Annotated in this window: 21 protein-coding genes and 1 tRNA gene; 10 read left to right on the top strand and 12 right to left on the bottom strand. The window is 72.3% G+C overall.

The genetic code is table 11. The annotated features are described in order from the left end of the window. Genes ACZ6H8_RS00325 through leuC form a run of 7 tightly spaced genes read right to left on the bottom strand, consistent with a single transcriptional unit; the run spans position 1 to position 6,989 of the window. Entirely contained in the window at positions 1–741 is a 741-nt protein-coding gene (locus ACZ6H8_RS00325) for a CPBP family glutamic-type intramembrane protease (protein WP_464143322.1), read from the bottom strand. Further along, the gene (locus tag ACZ6H8_RS00320; RefSeq protein ID WP_464143321.1) at positions 738–1,826 is read right to left on the bottom strand and encodes a D-alanine--D-alanine ligase family protein; all 1,089 of its coding nucleotides are present in this window, start codon (positions 1,824–1,826) and stop codon (positions 738–740) included. Before ACZ6H8_RS00320 ends, ACZ6H8_RS00325 begins: the two co-directional genes overlap by 4 nt. Then, complete coding sequence (locus tag ACZ6H8_RS00315) at positions 1,823–2,833, bottom strand: NAD(P)H-dependent glycerol-3-phosphate dehydrogenase (protein WP_464143319.1); 1,011 nt, start codon at positions 2,831–2,833, stop codon at positions 1,823–1,825. Before ACZ6H8_RS00315 ends, ACZ6H8_RS00320 begins: the two co-directional genes overlap by 4 nt. Beyond that, positions 2,826–3,566: a lysophospholipid acyltransferase family protein gene (locus ACZ6H8_RS00310; RefSeq protein ID WP_464143318.1), complete on the bottom strand. Its 741-nt coding sequence runs from the start codon at positions 3,564–3,566 to the stop codon at positions 2,826–2,828. Before ACZ6H8_RS00310 ends, ACZ6H8_RS00315 begins: the two co-directional genes overlap by 8 nt. 2 nt (positions 3,567–3,568) lie before the next feature. Next, on the bottom strand, positions 3,569–4,969 hold the full coding sequence (murA, locus tag ACZ6H8_RS00305) for a UDP-N-acetylglucosamine 1-carboxyvinyltransferase (RefSeq protein ID WP_464143317.1): 1,401 nt from the start codon (positions 4,967–4,969) through the stop codon (positions 3,569–3,571). Beyond that, positions 4,927–5,535 carry a 3-isopropylmalate dehydratase small subunit gene (gene leuD, locus ACZ6H8_RS00300; RefSeq protein WP_464143316.1) on the bottom strand — a complete coding sequence of 203 codons (609 nt, stop codon included), beginning with the start codon at positions 5,533–5,535 and terminating at the stop codon, positions 4,927–4,929. Before leuD ends, murA begins: the two co-directional genes overlap by 43 nt. Then, positions 5,535–6,989 carry a 3-isopropylmalate dehydratase large subunit gene (gene leuC / locus ACZ6H8_RS00295; RefSeq protein ID WP_464143315.1) on the bottom strand — a complete coding sequence of 485 codons (1,455 nt, stop codon included), beginning with the start codon at positions 6,987–6,989 and terminating at the stop codon, positions 5,535–5,537. Before leuC ends, leuD begins: the two co-directional genes overlap by 1 nt. Positions 6,990–7,127: 138 nt before the next feature. Between leuC and ACZ6H8_RS00290 the strand changes: the two genes are divergently transcribed. From ACZ6H8_RS00290 to ACZ6H8_RS00275, 4 genes are all read left to right on the top strand, one after another. Next, a complete protein-coding gene (locus ACZ6H8_RS00290; RefSeq protein ID WP_464143314.1) occupies positions 7,128–7,790 on the top strand; it encodes a TIGR00645 family protein in 663 nt (220 codons plus the stop codon). Between the two features lie 42 nt (positions 7,791–7,832). Further along, on the top strand, positions 7,833–8,396 hold the full coding sequence (locus tag ACZ6H8_RS00285; protein WP_464143313.1) for a hypothetical protein: 564 nt from the start codon (positions 7,833–7,835) through the stop codon (positions 8,394–8,396). A 70-nt stretch (positions 8,397–8,466) separates the two neighbouring features. After that, on the top strand, positions 8,467–9,666 hold the full coding sequence (locus ACZ6H8_RS00280) for a cobalamin-independent methionine synthase II family protein (protein ID WP_464143312.1): 1,200 nt from the start codon (positions 8,467–8,469) through the stop codon (positions 9,664–9,666). Positions 9,667–9,807: 141 nt separating this feature from the next. Further along, positions 9,808–10,785, top strand: a complete 978-nt coding sequence (locus tag ACZ6H8_RS00275; protein ID WP_464143311.1) for a malate dehydrogenase — start codon at positions 9,808–9,810, stop codon at positions 10,783–10,785. A 16-nt stretch (positions 10,786–10,801) separates the two neighbouring features. Here the strand turns inward: ACZ6H8_RS00275 and ACZ6H8_RS00270 are convergent, their stop codons facing one another. The 4 genes from ACZ6H8_RS00270 to ACZ6H8_RS00255 form a co-directional block, all read right to left on the bottom strand. Continuing rightward, on the bottom strand, positions 10,802–11,236 hold the full coding sequence (locus ACZ6H8_RS00270) for a TFIIB-type zinc ribbon-containing protein (RefSeq protein WP_464143310.1): 435 nt from the start codon (positions 11,234–11,236) through the stop codon (positions 10,802–10,804). 140 nt (positions 11,237–11,376) lie between these two features. Then, positions 11,377–11,452, bottom strand: a tRNA-Glu gene (locus tag ACZ6H8_RS00265). A 97-nt stretch (positions 11,453–11,549) separates the two neighbouring features. Next, a complete protein-coding gene (locus tag ACZ6H8_RS00260) occupies positions 11,550–12,446 on the bottom strand; it encodes a diacylglycerol/lipid kinase family protein (RefSeq protein ID WP_464143308.1) in 897 nt (298 codons plus the stop codon). 35 nt (positions 12,447–12,481) lie between these two features. Then, the gene (locus ACZ6H8_RS00255; RefSeq protein ID WP_464143306.1) at positions 12,482–12,694 is read right to left on the bottom strand and encodes a hypothetical protein; all 213 of its coding nucleotides are present in this window, start codon (positions 12,692–12,694) and stop codon (positions 12,482–12,484) included. A 104-nt stretch (positions 12,695–12,798) separates the two neighbouring features. On the opposite strand from ACZ6H8_RS00255, the gene ACZ6H8_RS00250 reads away from it, so the two are divergent. After that, positions 12,799–13,431 carry an MBL fold metallo-hydrolase gene (locus ACZ6H8_RS00250; protein WP_464143305.1) on the top strand — a complete coding sequence of 211 codons (633 nt, stop codon included), beginning with the start codon at positions 12,799–12,801 and terminating at the stop codon, positions 13,429–13,431. A 91-nt stretch (positions 13,432–13,522) separates the two neighbouring features. On the opposite strand, the gene ACZ6H8_RS00245 is transcribed toward ACZ6H8_RS00250, so the two are convergent. Further along, positions 13,523–14,092 carry a dihydrofolate reductase family protein gene (locus ACZ6H8_RS00245; RefSeq protein ID WP_464143303.1) on the bottom strand — a complete coding sequence of 190 codons (570 nt, stop codon included), beginning with the start codon at positions 14,090–14,092 and terminating at the stop codon, positions 13,523–13,525. A gap of 77 nt (positions 14,093–14,169) precedes the next feature. On the opposite strand from ACZ6H8_RS00245, the gene ACZ6H8_RS00240 reads away from it, so the two are divergent. The 5 genes from ACZ6H8_RS00240 to ACZ6H8_RS00220 all read left to right on the top strand — a co-directional run bounded on the left by ACZ6H8_RS00240 (position 14,170) and on the right by ACZ6H8_RS00220 (position 17,470). Further along, the gene (locus tag ACZ6H8_RS00240; RefSeq protein WP_464143301.1) at positions 14,170–14,742 is read left to right on the top strand and encodes a TetR/AcrR family transcriptional regulator; all 573 of its coding nucleotides are present in this window, start codon (positions 14,170–14,172) and stop codon (positions 14,740–14,742) included. A gap of 129 nt (positions 14,743–14,871) precedes the next feature. Then, entirely contained in the window at positions 14,872–15,582 is a 711-nt protein-coding gene (locus tag ACZ6H8_RS00235; RefSeq protein ID WP_464143299.1) for an IclR family transcriptional regulator, read from the top strand. 12 nt (positions 15,583–15,594) lie between these two features. Beyond that, a complete protein-coding gene (locus tag ACZ6H8_RS00230; RefSeq protein WP_464143298.1) occupies positions 15,595–16,344 on the top strand; it encodes a TSUP family transporter in 750 nt (249 codons plus the stop codon). A gap of 71 nt (positions 16,345–16,415) precedes the next feature. After that, complete coding sequence (locus ACZ6H8_RS00225; RefSeq protein ID WP_464143297.1) at positions 16,416–16,895, top strand: hypothetical protein; 480 nt, start codon at positions 16,416–16,418, stop codon at positions 16,893–16,895. After that, on the top strand, positions 16,892–17,470 hold the full coding sequence (locus ACZ6H8_RS00220) for a 4'-phosphopantetheinyl transferase family protein (protein WP_464143295.1): 579 nt from the start codon (positions 16,892–16,894) through the stop codon (positions 17,468–17,470). Before ACZ6H8_RS00225 ends, ACZ6H8_RS00220 begins: the two co-directional genes overlap by 4 nt. Positions 17,471–17,537: the final 67 nt, after the last annotated feature.

The following is a 17,537-nucleotide window of genomic DNA, read 5'->3' as shown; positions in this document are numbered from 1 at the left end:
CTACGCCTGGGAGGCTGCGCGCGCCGCCCGGCGGCGCTGCGCAGCGCTGAACATGAGCAGCCACGCGGCCGCCGTCACCACCGACGCGCCCGCGACGACGAACGAGCCGGCCGCCGAGGGCGCGGAGCCCACGAGGAAGGGCAGCGCCGCCGTCACGAGCGCCTGCACGACCGATGCCGTGAGCCACCGCTGCCACCACGAGCCGGTGCCGAGGTACCCCAGCAGCACCGACACCGCCACCGAGGCGACGATCGTGCCGACGAAGCCCGCCTCGGCATCGACCTCGAGCCGCCACGCCGCCCACGCGAGGCCGACGGCGACGCTCGCCCACATGCGTCCCAGGCGCGGCTCGACGAGCGGCTGCAGCGTGCCGCGCCAGCCGAGCTCGAGCGCGAGCGCCGCAGGCAGGGCGAGCAGCGCGAGCAGCCACGGCGAGCCGTCGACGTCGCCGCCGGCTCCTGGCACGAGCGCGGTGCCGAGCGCCACGAGCCCCACGAGCACGACCGCCGAGCCGACGCCGAGGATCGTGTGCGCCGCGACCTGCCTGCGCGAGACGGCCACCGGCAGCATCGCGGCGAGCCAGCGGCGGCCGATGAGCCACGTGAGACCCGCGCCCAGCGCGGGCGCGAGCCACAGCAGCGACGGCACGTCGGCGCTCGCCGACGGGTCGACGAGGCGCGCGGCGCCGCCTGCGACGAACGTGGTGACGACGAACGTCGCCACCGCCCACCAGGGGCTCACCGCTCCTCCGCGAGCCCCAGCTCGATGAGCTCGGTGATGAGCTCGCCGTAGTCGAGCCCCGTCGCACCCCATGCGAGCGGGAACATCGAGATGGTGGTGAAGCCCGGCATCGTGTTGATCTCGTTCACGACGACGCCGTGCTGCTCGGAGAGGAAGAAGTCGACGCGGGCGAGCCCGGATCCCTCGATCGCGTCGAACGCGCGGATCGCGGTCTGCTGCACCGCGGCCGTCGACGCCTCGTCGAGGTCGGCCGGGCACACGACCCTCGCGCGATCCGGGTCGACGTACTTCGCGTCGAAGTCGTAGAACTCGCCGGGTCGCAGCACGATCTCGCCGGGGAGCGAGGCGCGCGGCATGCCGCCGTCGCGGCCCTGCAGCACGGCCACCTCGACCTCGCGGCCCGGGCATCCGGCCTCGATCAGCACCCGCGAGTCCTCCGCGAACGCCTCCGCCATCGCGCCACCCAGGTCGATGAGCGAGTCGACGCGCGAGACGCCCACGCTCGAGCCCGCACGCGCGGGCTTCACGAACAGCGGCATCGTGAGGTCGCCGAGGCGCGTGCGGATCGCCTCCGGATCGGCATCCCACTCGCGTCGCTGCACCGTGATCCACGGCGCCACCGTGATGCCCGCGTGCGCGAGCACCGTCTTCGTGAAGTGCTTGTCCATGCCGACGGCGCTCGCCAGCACGCCGTTGCCGACGTACGGGAGGCCGGCGAGCTCGAGCATGCCCTGCACGGTGCCGTCCTCGCCGAAGCGGCCGTGCAGGATGGGGAACACCACGTCGACGTCGCCGAGCGAGCGCATGGAGCCGGCGTCGTCGATCGCCACGAGCTCGCGCGAGTCGGTCGTCGCCGGCAGCAGCACGCGGTCGCCAGCGACGACCTCCGGCATGCTCGCGAGCGTCATGGCGTCGGGCGCGTCGGGCTGCAGCCGCAGCTCGCCGGAGCGGCTGATGCCGATCGGCACGACGTCGAAGCGGTCGCGGTCGATGTGGGCGAGCACGCTGCCTGCGGTGGCGCACGAGATCGCATGCTCGCTCGAACGGCCGCCGAACAGCAGGGCGACGCGGATGCGGTCGGTCACGAGAGCATCTCCAGGGTGGGCTCGGCGTCGTCGGTCGTGAGGTGCGGGGCGATGTCCTTCGGATCCATCGCCTCGTCGATCACGAGCCGAACCTGCTCGAGGATGGGCATCGGGATGCCGCGCGCGGCGGCGAGCTCGGCGACGGGGGCGATCGACGACAGCCCCTCCGCCACCTGGTTCATGCGGGCGACGACGTCCTGCCGCGAGTAGCCGAGGCCGAGGAGCCTGCCAGCGGTGAAGTTGCGCGACAGCGGCGACGCGCACGTGGCGATGAGGTCGCCGAGGCCCGCGAGGCCGTGCATCGTCTCGGGCTTCGCACCGTGGGCGACGGCGAACGCCGTGAGCTCGGCGAGGCCGCGCGTGATGATCGACGCCTTCGTGTTCTCGCCGTAGCCGACGCCGTCGACGATGCCGATCGCGACGGCGACGAGGTTCTTCAGCACGCCGCCGAACTCGGTGCCGATGACGTCGTCGTTCACGAACGAGTGGAAGTAGTCGTTGCGGGCGACGCGCGCGACGGCCATCGCGGTGTCGAGGTCGCTGCACGACACGACGGCGGCGGTCGGATGCTCCTGCGCGATCTCGAGCGCGAGGTTCGGACCCGACACGACGGCGACGCGCTCGGGGCCGACGTGCGCGGCCTCGGCGATGACCTCGCTCATGCGCAGGCGCGTGCCGGCCTCGACGCCCTTCATGAGGCTCACGAGCGGCACGTCGCGCGGCAGCACGGGCAGCAGGTCGGCGAGCGTCTGCCGCAGCTGCTGGCTGGGCACGGCGAGGTAGATCTGCTGCGCGCCCGCGACGGCGGCTGCGGCATCCGACGTCGCCGTGAGCGACGCGGGCAGCGTGATGCCGGGCAGGTAGCGGGTGTTGCGTCGCGACTCGGCGATCTCCCTGGCCGCCTCCGGCCTGCGCGCCCACATCGTCACGGCGTTGCCGCCGTCTGCGAGCACCTTCGCGAACGTCGTGCCCCAGCTGCCGGCGCCGAGCACCGCGACGTCAGCCATCGAAGCGTCCCGTCTCGCTCTGCCCTCGCTTGACCGGATCCCACCGCTCGGCAGGCGGCTGCTCGTCGCGCAGCTGAGCCAGCAGCGCCGTGATCGACGTCATGACGGCGTCGGTGGCGCGCAGCAGCGTCGCCTGGTCGAGCGGGCCGCCCCGGTACGCGTCGAGGTCGACGGGCTCGCCGAACAGCACGTCGATGCGCTTGCGCGGGAGAGGACGGATGCCCTTCGCGTAGCGCGGCATGAGGCGCTGCGCGCCCCAGTGCGCCACGGGCACGATCGGCACGCCGGCCTGCAACGCCATGCGCACGGCGCCCGTCTTGCCGCGCATCGGCCACAGCTCCGGGTCGCGCGTCAACGTGCCCTCCGGGTAGATGATGACCGCCTGCTGCTGGTCGACGAGCGCGCGCGCCGCCTGCATGGGGTCGGCGTCGCGTGCCACGCCGTCGCGGTCGACGGGGACCTGCCCCGTCGCTCGCATGACCTGGCCGAGCACCGGCACGCGGAAGAGGCTCTTCTTCGCGAGGAAGCGGGGCGCGCGCCCCGCCTTCCACAACGCTGCGCCGACGACGATCGGATCGATCTCGCTCATGTGGTTCGGCGCGAGCACGAACGGCCCCGTCTGCGGCACGCGCTCCGCATGGTGCAGCCGGATGTCGGCCATCGCCGTCAACGGCGGCACGACCACGCCCGCGAGGACGCGGAACGCGGGCGTGCGCTCGCTGTGGCGAACCATGGTCATCCGTCGACGTCGAAGTCGGCGCCGAGCACCGTCAGCTTCTCGATGAACCGCTCGTAGCCGCGCGCGATGATGCCGACGTTGGAGATGCGCGAGGTGCCCTCGGCCGTGAGCGCCGCCACGAGGTGGCTGAAGCCGCCGCGCAGGTCGGGCACGACGATGTCGGCGCCGTGCAGCATCGTCGGGCCTGCGATGACCGCAGAGTGCTCGTAGTTGCGCTGCCCGAAGCGGCACGCGTGGCTGCCGAGGCACTCCGTGTGGATCTGGATCGTCGCACCCATGTCGCGCAGCGCCTCCGTGAAGCCGAAGCGCTGCTCGTACACGGTCTCGTGCACGATCGAGATGCCCTTCGCCTTCGCGAGCGCGACGACGAGCGGCTGCTGCCAGTCGGTCATGAAGCCGGGGTGCACGTCGGTCTCGACGACGACGGGCTTGAGGTCGCCGCCCGGATGCCAGAAGCGGATGCCGTCGTCCTCGATCTCGAACGCGCCACCGACCTTGCGGTACACGTTGAGGAACGTCGTCATCTCCTGCTGGCGTGCGCCGCCGACGAAGATGTCGCCGCCGGTCGCGAGCGCCGCGCACGCCCACGACGCGGCCTCGTTGCGGTCGAACAGGGCGGTGTGGCTGTAGCCGACGAGATGGTCGACGCCCTCGATGCGGATCGTGCGGTCGGTGTCGACCTGGATCTCGGCGCCCATCTTCTGCAGGATCGCGATGAGATCCATGATCTCCGGCTCGACGGCCGCGTTCGACAGCTCGGTGCGGCCCTTCGCGCGCGTCGCGGTGAGCAGCACCTGCTCGGTCGCGCCGACCGACGGGTAGGGCAGCTCGACCTTCGCGCCGTGCAGCCCACCCGGCGCGGTCATGCGGATGCCCGTGGGGAGCTTCTCGACGACGGCACCGAAGTTGCGCAGCACCTCGAGGTGGTAGTCGATGGGGCGGTCGCCGATGTGGCAGCCGCCGAGGTCGGGGATGAACGCCTCGCCGAGACGGTGCAGCAGCGGCCCGCAGAACAGGATCGGGATGCGGCTGGAGCCTGCGTGCGCGTTGATCGACGTCTCGTGGGCGCTCTCGACGTTCGCCGGGTCGAGCCGCATCGTGTCGCCGAGCGTCTCCACGGCGACGCCGTGGATCTCGAGCAGCCCGCGCACGACGCGCACGTCGCTGATGGCGGGCATCGAGCGCAGCTCGGACGGAGTGTCTGCCAGGAGCGCGGCGACCATCGCCTTCGTGACGAGGTTCTTGGCGCCCTTCATCTCGATGCGGCCGCGCAGCGGCTTGCCGCCGCGGATGGTCAGCGCATCGACGTCGAGGCCCGTGGCCTTCGTCGAGGTCGCGGAGAGCTGGTCAGCGTTCACCGGGTTCCCGTCTGCACCGGCAGCGTCCTCGGCATCCATGAGGGGCGGGTGGCCTCGAAGGCCGTGATCCGCTCCTCGTCGCGCAGCGTGAGCGCGATGTCGTCGAGGCCCTCGAGGAGGCGCCAGCGCGTGTAGTCGTCGATCTGGAAGTCGATCGTCTCGTCGCCGATCGTCACGGTACGGGCAACGAGGTCGACGGTGGTCTGCATTCCCGGGCTCGCCTCGGCGGCCGCCCAGAGGCGCTCGACGGCCTCCTCGGCGATGACGCCCGTCAGCAGGCCCTGCTTGCCGGCGTTGCCGCGGAAGATCTCGCCGAAGCGGGGGCTGAGCACGGCGGTGATGCCGAAGTCGCGCAGCGCCCACACGGCGTGCTCGCGGCTCGAGCCGGTGCCGAAGTCGGGGCCGGTGACGAGGATGCCGCCTCGGGCGTACGGCTCCTGGTTGAGCACGAAGTCCGGGTCCTGCCGCCAGTGGTAGAACAGCGCATCGTCATAGCCGGTCTTCGTGACGCGCTTGAGGAACACAGCGGGGATGATCTGGTCGGTGTCGGTGTTCGACGACCGCAGCGGGATGATCGGGCCGGTCAGGGTCGAGATCTTCTCCATCAGGCCACCACTCCCTCGTTCGATCGTGCGTCGTCGCCTGCCCGGGCATCCATCTCGAGGTCCCACGGGCTCGAGAGCGTGCCGCGGATGGCGGTCGCCGCCGCGACGAGCGGCGACACGAGGTGCGTGCGACCGCCCTTGCCCTGCCTGCCCTCGAAGTTGCGATTCGACGTGGATGCGCAGCGCTCGCCGGGAGCGAGCTGGTCGGGGTTCATGCCCAGGCACATCGAGCAGCCTGCGAAGCGCCACTCGGCGCCGAAGTCGAGGAAGACCTTGTCGAGGCCCTCGGCCTCCGCCTCCAGGCGCACGCGCGCGCTGCCTGGCACGACCATGACGCGCAGCCCCTCGGCCTTGCGCTTGCCCTTGATGATCTCGGCGGCCGCACGGAGGTCCTCCATGCGCGAGTTCGTGCACGAGCCGATGAACACGGTGTCGACGCGCACGTCCTTCAGGGGCGTGCCGGGCGCGAGGTCCATGTAGGCGAGCGCCTTCTCGGCAGCCGCGCGATCCTGCGGGTCGGCGAACGATGCCGGGTCGGGCACGGCCTCGGACAGCGGCGAGCCCTGACCGGGGTTCGTGCCCCACGTGACGAACGGCTCGAGCGCGTCGGCGTCGATGAAGATCTCCGCGTCGAAGACGGCGTCGTCGTCGGTCGGCAGCGTCTTCCAGTGCTCGACGGCGGCATCCCAGTCGGCGCCCTTCGGCGCGTGGTCGCGGCCCTCGAGGTAGTCGAACGTCGTCTGGTCGGGCGCGACCATGCCCGCGCGGGCACCCGCCTCGATCGACATGTTGCAGATCGTCATGCGGCCCTCGATCGAGAGGGCGCGGATCGCCGATCCTCGGTACTCGAACACGTAGCCGGCGCCGCCGCCCGTGCCGATCTGCGCGATGACGGCGAGGATGATGTCCTTCGCCGTGACGCCGGGGCGCAGCGTGCCCTCGACCGTGACCGCCATGGTCTTGAACGGCTTGAGCGGCAGCGTCTGCGTGGCCATGACGTGCTCGACCTCGCTCGTGCCGATGCCGAACGCCATCGCACCGAACGCGCCGTGCGTCGAGGTGTGCGAGTCGCCGCAGACGACCGTGATGCCCGGCATCGTGAGCCCCAGCTGCGGGCCGACGATGTGCACGATGCCCTGCTCCTTGTCGCCGAGCGAGTGGATGCGCACGCCGAACTCGGCGGCGTTGTCGCGCAGCGTCGAGATCTGCTTCGCGCTCGTCGGGTCCTCGATGGGCTTGTCGATCGCGAGCGTCGGGGTGTTGTGATCCTCGGTCGCGACGGTCAGGTCGACGCGTCGCAGCGGGCGGCCCGCCTGCCGCAGACCGTCGAACGCCTGCGGGCTCGTCACCTCGTGCACGAGGTGGAGGTCGATGTAGACGAGGTCGGGCGAGCCGTCCTCGCCCTTGACGACGATGTGGTCGTCCCACACCTTCTCGGCCAGCGTCCTGCCCATTGCGACCCTCCCTGCTCCAGTCCGCCAGTCTACGCCCGAGGCCGATGGTGCAGCCGTGACGGGCTGCGCGCACCGGATCCGCCGGGAGCGCGGCGCTATCCTGACGCTCTCTCCCACTGCGTCGAACCTGGAGCAGCCGTGTCCGAGATCCCCGCGATCCGCTACAACGACAAGCCGTTCGCGCGCACGATCGCGCGCTTCATCTTCGCGAGCCGCTGGCTGCAGGCGCCCATCTACGCCGGCCTCGTCGTCGCGCAGCTGGCATACGTCATCGTCTTCGTCATCGACCTCTACTACCTCATCACCGAGGACGTGTGGCAGACGCTCATGACGACGGGGCACATCGACGAGGCCGTCATCATGCTCTCGGTGCTGGGCCTCATCGACGTCGCGATGGTCGCGAACCTGCTCATCATGGTCATCATCGGCGGCTACGAGACGTTCGTGTCGAAGATCGACCTGCGCGAGCATCCCGACGAGCCGGAGTGGCTGAGCCACGTCAACGCGAACATCCTGAAGGTGAAGCTCGCGATGGCGATCATCGGCATCTCGTCGATCCACCTGCTGCGCACGTTCATCGAGGTCGGGCCGATGGTCGACGGCGAGGCGCAGGGCATCACGTCGGAGGGGGCGTTCTGGCAGGTCGTCATCCACGTCACGTTCATCCTGTCTGCGCTCGCGCTCGCCGCGATCGACCGCATGCAGGTGGCGAAGATGATCCCCGTGGATGCCGTGCCCCCGACGCGTCGTGGGCTCGCGAACGCGGCGACGACCACCGACGGCCAGGGCCCCACCCGCTGACGCTCCCAGGCGTCGTCCCGCGTGCTCGGCGAGGATGACGACGTGCAGCAGCAGCCTCCCGCCGACCTCCTGGTCACCACCGACGTCCCCGCGCTCGATCGCCAGTTCCGTCCGCTCTTCGTCGGCGCCATCGCATGCCTGGTGGTCGCCGCGATCCTGCTCGTGATCGTGATCGGCGCCCTCGTCGACAGCCTCGTCCGCGGATGGTCGACGTTCTTCATCGCGCCGACCGTGGTCCTCGGGCTGGTCGGCACCGCGATGTGCGTCGTCGTCAGCATCGCGGTGCGGCGGCGATGGCTCGCGGCCCGCGGGCTTCGTGAGCGCGTGCAGATCGATGCGCACGGGATCGTGGCGTGGCTGCCGACCGGCGGCATCGTGCGCACGCCGTGGCAGGCGGTGCTGGGCGCGCGGCGCGCGGGCGACGGCCGGTGGGCGCGGATGACGCTGCACGTCGACCCCCGGTTCGTCGAGGGTCGGCTGTCCGACGCCGACCGCCAGCGCATCGCCGCGCGCGGCATCGTGCTCGACGCCGCGGGGATGCAGCCCGAGCTCGCCGTCCTCGCGCACGCGATGGCGGTGCGGACGCAGGGTCGCGTCGTCGCCTGAGCCGCTGCCGCTCCGTCACGTGACGACACCACCTGGCGGGGTGCAGCGGGCACCTGCGAGGCTGACGGGGATGGCCGACATCCTCACGACCCACGCGGGCTCGCTCCCGCGCACGCCCGCCCTGCTCGCCGCGAACGCCGCACGCCGCGTCGCCGACGACGGCTTCACCCTCGAGCGCTCCGACGAGCACGACGCGCTCGTCGCGGCCGCCGTGGCCGACGTCGTCGTGCGGCAGCGCGACGCCGGCATCCGCATCGTGAACGACGGCGAGTACGGCAAGGCCATGTCGACGGCCGTCGACTACGGCGCGTGGTGGTCGTACGCGTTCCAGCGCGTCGCCGGCCTCTCGCTCACCGACGACGACGTGTACCGCTCCGGCCACACGCCGTCGGCGCCGGGCGACGTGCGCCTGACGTCGTTCCCCCACCGCCGCGACCGCGTGCTGTTCCCCGGCGCGTACGCCGACCCCGACGGCGTGCTCGCCGGCCGCCGCGCCGTGCAGTTCCCCGCGACGACCGGGCCGCTGTCGTACGTCGGGCAGCACGCGGTCGCCTCGGATGCGCGCGCGCTGAAGACGGCGATCGACGCTGCAGGCATCGAGGAGGGCTTCCTCACCGCGCTCTCCCCGGGGTCGGGCGCGCGCGTCGCGAACGCGCACTACGGCTCCGACGAGGAGCACGTGTGGGCGTGGGCGGACGTGCTGCGCGAGGAGTACCTCGCGATCGTCGACGCGGGCCTCACGGTGCAGGTCGACGACCCGTCGCTCGCCGAGAGCTGGGATCAGATCTCGCCGGAGCCGACGGTCGCCGACTACCGAGCGTGGCTGCAGGTGCGCGTGGATGCGCTGCGGCACGCGCTGCGCGGCATCCCACCCGAGCGCGTGCGGCTGCACGTGTGCTGGGGCTCGTGGCACGGTCCGCACGTCACCGACCTCGGGCTCGAGCACATCGTCGACCAGGTGCTCGAGATCGGCGCGGGTGCGATCTCGTTCGAGGCCGCAAACGTGCGGCACGAGCACGAGTGGCGCGTGTGGGAGCGCATCGCGCTGCCCGAGCACGTGCGGCTGCTGCCCGGCGTCGTGAGCCATGCCACGAACGTGGTCGAGCATCCGCGGCTCGTGGCCGACCGCATCGAGCGGCTCGCGAGCATCGTCGGCGCCGACCGCGTCGTCGCGTCGACCGACTGCGGCCTCGGCGGCCGCGTGCATCCCGAGATCGCGTGGGCGAAGCTCGCGGCGATCGGCGAGGGTGCGGCGCTCGCGCGCCCCTGACCCCGCCGACCCGACTCCACATCTGAGGTTCTCGGCCGCTTCTCACCTCACAAGCGGCCGAAAACCTGCATTCTTCTGCTGGGTGGGGCGGCCTGTCGGATGCCGCGGCGTGCGAGCGTGGAGGTGGACAGGGAGGTCGCCATGGTCACGTCCATCGCCATCACGGGAGCAGCAGGCAGCATCGGCTACGCGCTCGCGTTCCGCATCGCGAGCGGAGCGCTGCTGGGTCCCGACGAGCCCGTGCGGCTGCGGCTGCTCGAGCTGCCGCAGGCCATGACCGCCCTCGAGGGCGTCGTCATGGAGCTCGAGGACTGCGCGTTCGGCACCCTCGCGGGCGTCGACGTCGCCGACGATCCCCGCGTCGCGTTCGACGGCGTCTCGCACGCGCTGCTCGTCGGCGCCAGGCCCCGCGGGCCCGGCATGGAGCGCGGCGACCTGCTCGCCGCGAACGGCGCGATCTTCCGCGAGCAGGGCGCAGCACTCGAGGCCGTCGCCGCCGACGACGTGCGCGTGACCGTCACCGGCAACCCGGCGAACACGAACGCGCTCGTCGCCGCCCACCACGCGCCGTCGATCCCCGCGACCCGCTTCAGCGCGCTCACGCGGCTCGACCACAACCGCGCCGTCGCTCGGCTCGCAGCCCACGTCGGCGTCGGCCCGGCGTCCGTGCGCCGCATGACGATCTGGGGCAACCACTCCGCGACGCAGGTGCCCGACCTCTCCGGCGCGCTCGTCGACGGACGCCCGGCGCCCGAGCTCGTCGAGGCCGCGTGGGTGACCGACGACTTCATCCCCACCGTGGCGCAGCGCGGCGCCGCCATCATCGCCGCGCGCGGCGCGTCGTCGGCGGCGAGCGCCGCATCGGCCACCATCGACCACGCCAGGACGTGGACGACGGGCACGGCCGATGGCGACTGGACGTCGATGGCCGTCGTCTCCGACGGCTCCTACGGCGTGCCCGCCGGTCTCGTGTCGTCGTTCCCCGTGACCGTCGCAGACGGCGAGTGGACGATCGTCGACGAGCTGTCGATCCCCGACGACGTGCGCGCACGCATCGACGCCTCGATCGCCGAGCTCGCCGACGAGCGCGAGCAGGTGCGCGCGCTCGGCCTGCTCTGACCCCGCCGAGCGCGCGTCAGCGGAGGATGTCGCCGAGCCAGCTGCGTCGGCCCTGCTGCTGGCCGTTGCCCTGCTGGTATCCCTGCTGGCCGTAGCCCTGCTGCTGGCCGCCCGAGCGCTTCTGCACCTGCTTGAGCACCTGGTCGGCGATCTTGCCGACCGTCGCGGCCGTGCCGCTCTGGCCGCCCCGGCCCTGCTGACCGTGGCCCTGCTGGCCGTAGCCGTGCTGGCCCTGCCCCTGCTGGCCCTGCGCATCCCACTGCTGCTGCCCCTGGCGCTGCTGCCACGACTCGGCCGACGCCTGCGGCATGGGCTCGCCGTACGACCGCTCGACGAGCTTGTCGAGCTCGCCACGGTCGAGCCAGATGCCCCGGCAGTCGGGGCAGTAGTCGATCTCGATGCCGCTGCGCTCGCTCATCACGAGCGTGGCTCCGTCGGTGGGGCACTGCATGAGGGTCTCCTCTCGAGGGCCCGCGCGGGCCATCGGCCATCGTGACGCGGCTTCCTCTGCTCCTGCTATGCCCGTCGGGGCACGTGCAGCGAGCGGGAACGACGAAGGCCCGGGCGTGGAAGCCCGGGCCTTCGTGGTGTTGGTGACCCCAGCGGGATTCGAACCCGCGTTACCGCCGTGAGAGGGCAGCGTACTAGGCCGCTATACGATGGGGCCGTCTGCGACTGGACAAGGATGCCACACGCGGGGGCCTCGATGCAAAACGAGGCATGCTCGCCGCATCCGGCGGCGTGTCGAGGCCGCGACTCGCTCGTCAGCGAGGGGTGCCGTAGACGCGCAGCGCCCCCACCGCGACGCTGCACTCGATGGGCAGCCTGCCGACGATCTCGCCATCGGCGCACGCGAGCACCGTCGCGTCGTCGCACGCGATCGTGACGGTGCCGATGTCCTCGACGTGCACGCGAGGATCCTCCAGATGCCTGCCCCGCAGCGCCTTCGCGAGCAGCCCGAGGAACTGCGGCCGCGACAGCTCGTCGGCGAGGATGCCCATGAGCCTGCCGTCGGTCGTCGACGCCGTCGGAGCGATGGGGATGCCGCCGCCGAACACGCGATGGTTCGCGATCGCCGCGATCACCGTGCGCCACGAGCGCTCCTCGCCGCCGTCGATGCGGATGCGGAACGTACGGTGCCTCAGGCGCGCGAGCGTCGCGACGATCGCCGCCTGGTACCGCAGCCGCGCCGGCACCCGCGTCATGCGGAACGAGCGCACGTTGACGTCGGCGTCGAACCCGACCGACACGATCCCGGCCGCGAACGTCTCGCCATCCGGATGCCGGATGCGGATGAGGTCGCAGCGGGCGGGCTCGGTCTCGAGCAGCGCAGGCAGGCCCTCGATGGCCTCCTCGACGCCCGGCATGCCGATCTCGGTCGCGAAGTCGTTGCCGCTGCCCGCAGGCACGATCGCGAGCGGCGTCGACGAGCCGCCGACGACGTTCACGCCCAGGTGCACCATGCCGTCGCCGCCGACGACGACGAGCGCATCCGCCCTCGCTGCCGACGCTCGAGCGGCGCGCTGCAGGGCGTCGAAGTCCGGCGCGGTGCGGTGCACGACCTCGTGGCCCGCGTCGCGCAGCACCTGCACGACGCGCGCGCCGACCGGTCCGGATCTGCCGAACCTCGCCTGCGGGTTCGATGCGACGACGACGAGCACGGGGCGAGCCTATGCGCGCGAGCGAGTCGCGCGGCTCATGCGCGGAACCACAGCACGTGACGGCACGCGGTGCACGAGGCCATGTCGAGCTCGAGCGTCTCCGAGAAGACGCCCCAGAACGTGCTCGAGACGCCATCGCGGAACGGGGTGATGCGCTCCCACTGGAAGTGGGGGCTGCCGCACAGCGGGCATCGCAGCTGCTCGCGGTCGAACGCGGGCACGTCGTCGGGCCGGGAGGCGTCGGTCATGTCGTCAGCATCGCGGCATCGCCTGGACGCGGACCCGACGTCGCTCGCACGCAGGGCGCGCCACCCCTGGCCGCGCGCGCCGTGCGGGCGTAGCGTCGTCCGGCATGGAGATCACGAAGCACGTGCACGCATGCCTCACGATCCGCAAGGGCGACGAGACGCTCGTGATCGATCCCGGGTCGCTGACGCCGCCGTTCGACGCGCCTGGGCTCGTCGGCATCGTGCTGACGCACGAGCACGCCGACCATTGGACGCCAGAGCACCTGCGGCGGCTGCAGGGCGCGTCGGGCGGCGTGCCGATCGTGGCGCCCGCCGGCGTCGCCGCCGCTGCGGCGGACTTCGACGTCGACGTCGTGGCCGCGGGCGACTCGCGCGCGCTCGGATCGTTCGCGCTGCGCTTCTTCGGCGGCACCCATGCCGAGATCCACCGATCGATCCCGCTCGTCGACAACGTCGGCGTCATGGTCGACGACGCCTTCTACTACCCGGGCGACTCGTACGCCGTGCCGGATCGGCCGGTCGAGCTGCTCGCGACGCCGTGCGGTGCGCCGTGGCTGAAGATCGGCGAGGCGATGGACTTCGTGCTCGAGGTGGCGCCCAGGCGCACGTTCGCGACGCACGAGCAGCCCATCTCGTCGTTCGGGCTGCAGATGGCGAACGGCCGCATCCGCTGGGCGGTCGAGCAGGGCGGCGGCATCCACCACGAGGTGGAGGCGGGCTCGCGCCTCACGATCTGACCTCCGCGAGTGGTCGCCGGATGCGGTGATTCCCGCTCGCTGACCGCATCGAGTGACCACTCGCCGACGGGGCTGGCGGCTCCGGGTTCGGTCAGCGCCGACGCTCGAGCTCGAGGATCGTCACACCAGACGCGAAGGGCCGCACGGCCACGCGCTCGAACGTCCGCGGCGCAGACGCCGCGTCGCCGAAGAGCCGAATGCCCGAGCCGAGCACGATCGGATTCACCTTGAGCACGATGCGGTCGATCTCGTCGACGAGCGACGCGGCGAGCTCGCCGCCGCCCGCGAGGTAGATGCCGCTCCCCCGCTCCCGCTTGAGGGCGCGCACCGTCGCGACGGGATCGCTCGTGAGCTCGATCGCATCGTCGACGTCGCGCACGCCGCGAGTCGCGACGATCTGCCGCAGATGCGCGTAGGGGCTCGCGATGCCCTCGTCGAGCGCCGGCAAGTACGTGCGCCACCCCATGACGACCGTGTCGAAGCGCGAGCGGTCGGCGGCGACGCCCACGGCGTGCTGCACGTGCGTGGGGATCGCGTCGGTGAACTCGTGCAGGAGCACGTGCATGTGGTCGCCGTCGAGCGGGAACGCGTCGGCGCTGCCGTCGGGCGCGGCGATGCAGCCGTCGAGGCTCGTGGCGACGTAGTAGGTGAGCTCTCGCATGCGCGTCCTGTTCACTACGGATGTCGTGGTCAAGCACGAGACTACGACAGATGTCGTGGATGCGCTAGCCTCGCCGGATGGCACGCAACCACGAGCGACGCCGGGCGCTGGGCGATGCCGGACTCGCGATCCTCGCGCGCGAGGGCGCCCGCGGCCTCACGCATCGCGCCGTCGACGTCGAGGCAGGGGTGCCGGCGGGCACCACGTCGAACTACTGCCGCTCGCGCGCCGACCTCTTCGCGCTGCTCGTGCAGCGCATCGGCGAACGCCTCGCGCCCGACGCCGACGTGCAGGCCGAGCTCGCAGCTCGCACGCCCGACCGCGCGCGCTTCGCCGCCCACATCCGTGAGATCGCGAACCGGCTCACGGCATCCCGCGACATCACACTCGCGCTCCTGGAGCTGCGGCTCGAGGCGGCCCGTCGCCCCGAGGTCGCCGAGACGCTCGGCGCATGGATGCGCGAGGGGTTCGCGGGCGACGTGGCCTTCAATCAGGCGGCCGGCCTCCCCGGCGGCGCCTTCGAGATCGCGTTGCTGCACTACGCGATCGACGGCCTCATGCTCGATCGACTCACGACGTCGATCGACCCGGGCATCCCCCTCGACGATGCGATCGACGCGCTCGTCGAGCGGCTGCTGCCGGCGGGATGACGCCGAGTGGGCATCGGATGCGGCGACCCGGCCCGCATCACCGCATCGAATGACCACTCGCGCACGTTCGGTATGTGAACGGGATGACCTATGCTTGCGTCGATCGACGAGCACCACGGAGACGACCCCATGCCCCAGCAGCCAGCAGCAGGCCAGCTCGCCGGCGCGCAGACGCTCTCGCGCGGCATCCGGGCGCTCGAGCTGCTCGCCGAGCACAGCCCGCTCAGCATCCAGGAGCTCGCCGACCACCTCGGCGTGCACCGATCCATCGCGTACCGCATCGTGCGCACCCTCGAGGCGCACCGGCTCGTCGTGCGCGACGCGGGCGGACGGCTCGAGCTCGGCGCGCAGCTCGCGGTGCTCGCGCAGGCGGTCGACCGCGACCTGCGCGGCGCGGCCCTCCCCCACCTCACGGCGCTCGCGCAGGCGACGGGATGCACGGCGTTCGTCGCGGTGCAGGACGGCGACGACGTCGTGACGCTCGTGAGCGTCGAGTCGCGCAGCGCCCGCGCGTCGGTCGCGCAGCGGCCTGGCAGCAGGCACCCGCTCGCGCTCGGCGCACCCGGCATCGCCATCCAGACGCTGCTCACCGCCCGCGAGTGGGCGGCGCTCGGTCACGACGACGCCATGCGTGCCGAGGTCGCCCTCGCCGCACGGCGCGGCTACGCGACGAGCTCCGACGAGGTCGTGCCCGGCCTGTCGGGCGTCGCCGCGCCCATCCGCCACCCGCTGCCGCCGCGCGCAGCCGTCGGCGTCGTCACGGTCGGCGCCGCCGACCTCGATGCGCTCGGGGTCGCCTCCATCGAGGCCGCCGTCGCCATCGCGGCCGACCTCGTCTGACCGGCGGGCACCATGGACCTCGCCTTCCTCGTCGCCCTCGTCGCGCTCGGCGTCGGCGCGCTCGCGCAGCGCACGGTCGGCATGGGCTTCGGCCTCGTCGTGACGCCCACGATGGTGCTCGCCGTCGGCCCCGTCGAGGCGGTGCTCGTCGTCAACGCGTTCGGCATCGTCGCGTGCGCGATGATCATCGGCCGCGTGTGGCGGGACATCGACTGGCGGGGGCTCGCATGGCTCGTGGTGCCTGCGATCGCGCTCACGGTGCCTGGCATCCTGCTCGCGCAGGCGGCCGACGCCGACGTGCTGAAGATCGCGGTCGGCGTGCTCGCGCTCGTCGGCGTGACGGTGTCGGTGGGGTTCACGCGGTCCCAGCGCTCGTTCGACGGTCCCTGGCTGCGGCTGCCTGCCGGTGCGCTCGTGGGGTTGCTGAACTCGAGCGTCGGGCTCGGCGCACCCGTCGTCGGCATGTTCTCGATCCTGTCGAGGTGGGAGCACCGCGTGTTCGCCGCCACCATGCAGCCGTTCTGGATCCTGCTGAGCGCCTCGACCGTCATCGCCAGGCAGACGGTCGCCCCGGGTGGCGCTCCCCCATGGGAGTGGTGGATGTGGCTCGTCGCCGTCGCTCCCGTGCTCGTCGGCGTGCTCGCCGGCGAGCGGGTCGCGGCGCGCATCGACCAGGTCGTCGCCCGCCGCGCCGTCGTCGTGTTCTCGCTGCTGTCCGGCATCGCCGTGCTCGTGACGGGCATCGTGGGCGTCGTCGCCTGACGCCGCGCCCCGCCGGTGCGGCCCGTCGACGCCCAGCCCGTGTGGGGCGAGGCGCTGCTACCGTCGGCGCCGTGGGCGTGAACCTGGCGGTGCTGGTCGTGCGATCGGCGCGCGTCGCCGACCTCGCACCCCTCGGCTACCGTCCGACGGGCGCGCCGATCACGGGCGACGTCGCGGCGTCGTCGCGCGCCGAGCTGTCTGCGCTGCAGCACGGCAGCGACGTCGTGCTGCTCGACGCGGGCTACGCATGGATCGACCTCGGTGAGCGCGTCGTGCGCGGCCTCGCCCGCCCCGTCGCGACGGCGCTGTACGGCAGCGTCAGCGACACGTGGCTGTTCCAGCTCGACGTGCCCGGCAGGGAGACGCGACGCATCGCGTGGAGCCACGGCTCGCTGGCCGACGACACGGGCGCCCGGCTGCCGGAGGAGCAGCCCGGCCCGCTCGACGAGGAGCGCCTCGGCAGGCTGCTCGCACGCGTCACGGGCTTCCCCGGCGACCTCGACTGGCTGACCGCATCGTGGCAGCCGCTCACCTTCCCCGACCCGGCGTGACGGGCGGACCCGACCTGCCGCTCGCCGTGGGCCGAGCCGACGGCCACGACGCCGCGCTCGCCGACACGGACGTGCACTGGCTGTCCGCCTCGACGGCGACGACGGATGCGCTGCAGGCGCTGGGCGCGCATGCGGCTGGCCACGTGTGCCCGCGCTGCGGCAGCGGCGACCACGGCATGCCGTGGGCGCGCGCAGGCGCCGCGCGGCTCGCGGTCTCGGCGTCGCGCAGCGGAGAGCACCTCGTGGTCGTGACCCGGCCCGCATCGCTGGGCACGATCGGCGTCGACGTGGAGGCGCTCCACGTGCGCGTCGACGCCGACGTCGTGCTGCATCCCGACGAGCGGGACGCGTGGGTGGCCGACACGGCCGTCGAGCGCGGTGCCACCGAAGCCTTCCCGGTGCGCATGTGGGTCGCGAAGGAGGCGATCGTCAAGCACCTCGGCACGGGCCTGCGCACCGACCCCGCGACGATCCGCGTCGCCGACTTCGCGGTGCACCCCATCCCCGCGCCGCCGGGGTTCGTGGCGGCCGTCTGCACGGGTCGCGCCGACGGAGCCCTCTGCTCCGGCACGTGATTCGCGTTTCGCAGGCGATCACGGGGGTCCGAGGGAAGATACCCCTCGAGCACCCCGGATCGCCTGC

This window comes from Agrococcus sp. AC640b (assembly GCF_979255995.1).
Note: the sequence above shows the minus strand (reverse complement) of the source record. Positions and strands in the feature narration are given on the sequence as shown.

Bases quoted from the DNA above. Each gene is read 5' to 3' on its own strand.
- ACZ6H8_RS00315 (WP_464143319.1), bottom strand. From the start codon at position 2,833: ATGGCTGACGTCGCGGTGCTCGGCGCCGGCAGCTGGGGCACGACGTTC.
- ACZ6H8_RS00310 (WP_464143318.1), bottom strand. From the start codon at position 3,566: ATGGTTCGCCACAGCGAGCGCACGCCCGCGTTCCGCGTCCTCGCGGGC.
- murA (WP_464143317.1), bottom strand. From the start codon at position 4,969: ATGGATGCCGAGGACGCTGCCGGTGCAGACGGGAACCCGGTGAACGCT.
- leuD (WP_464143316.1), bottom strand. From the start codon at position 5,535: ATGGAGAAGATCTCGACCCTGACCGGCCCGATCATCCCGCTGCGGTCG.
- leuC (WP_464143315.1), bottom strand. From the start codon at position 6,989: ATGGGCAGGACGCTGGCCGAGAAGGTGTGGGACGACCACATCGTCGTC.
- ACZ6H8_RS00280 (WP_464143312.1), top strand. From the start codon at position 8,467: ATGGCCGACATCCTCACGACCCACGCGGGCTCGCTCCCGCGCACGCCC.
- ACZ6H8_RS00275 (WP_464143311.1), top strand. From the start codon at position 9,808: ATGGTCACGTCCATCGCCATCACGGGAGCAGCAGGCAGCATCGGCTAC.
- ACZ6H8_RS00270 (WP_464143310.1), bottom strand. From the start codon at position 11,236: ATGCAGTGCCCCACCGACGGAGCCACGCTCGTGATGAGCGAGCGCAGC.
- ACZ6H8_RS00255 (WP_464143306.1), bottom strand. From the start codon at position 12,694: ATGACCGACGCCTCCCGGCCCGACGACGTGCCCGCGTTCGACCGCGAG.
- ACZ6H8_RS00250 (WP_464143305.1), top strand. From the start codon at position 12,799: ATGGAGATCACGAAGCACGTGCACGCATGCCTCACGATCCGCAAGGGC.
- ACZ6H8_RS00245 (WP_464143303.1), bottom strand. From the start codon at position 14,092: ATGCGAGAGCTCACCTACTACGTCGCCACGAGCCTCGACGGCTGCATC.
- ACZ6H8_RS00240 (WP_464143301.1), top strand. From the start codon at position 14,170: ATGGCACGCAACCACGAGCGACGCCGGGCGCTGGGCGATGCCGGACTC.
- ACZ6H8_RS00235 (WP_464143299.1), top strand. From the start codon at position 14,872: ATGCCCCAGCAGCCAGCAGCAGGCCAGCTCGCCGGCGCGCAGACGCTC.
- ACZ6H8_RS00230 (WP_464143298.1), top strand. From the start codon at position 15,595: ATGGACCTCGCCTTCCTCGTCGCCCTCGTCGCGCTCGGCGTCGGCGCG.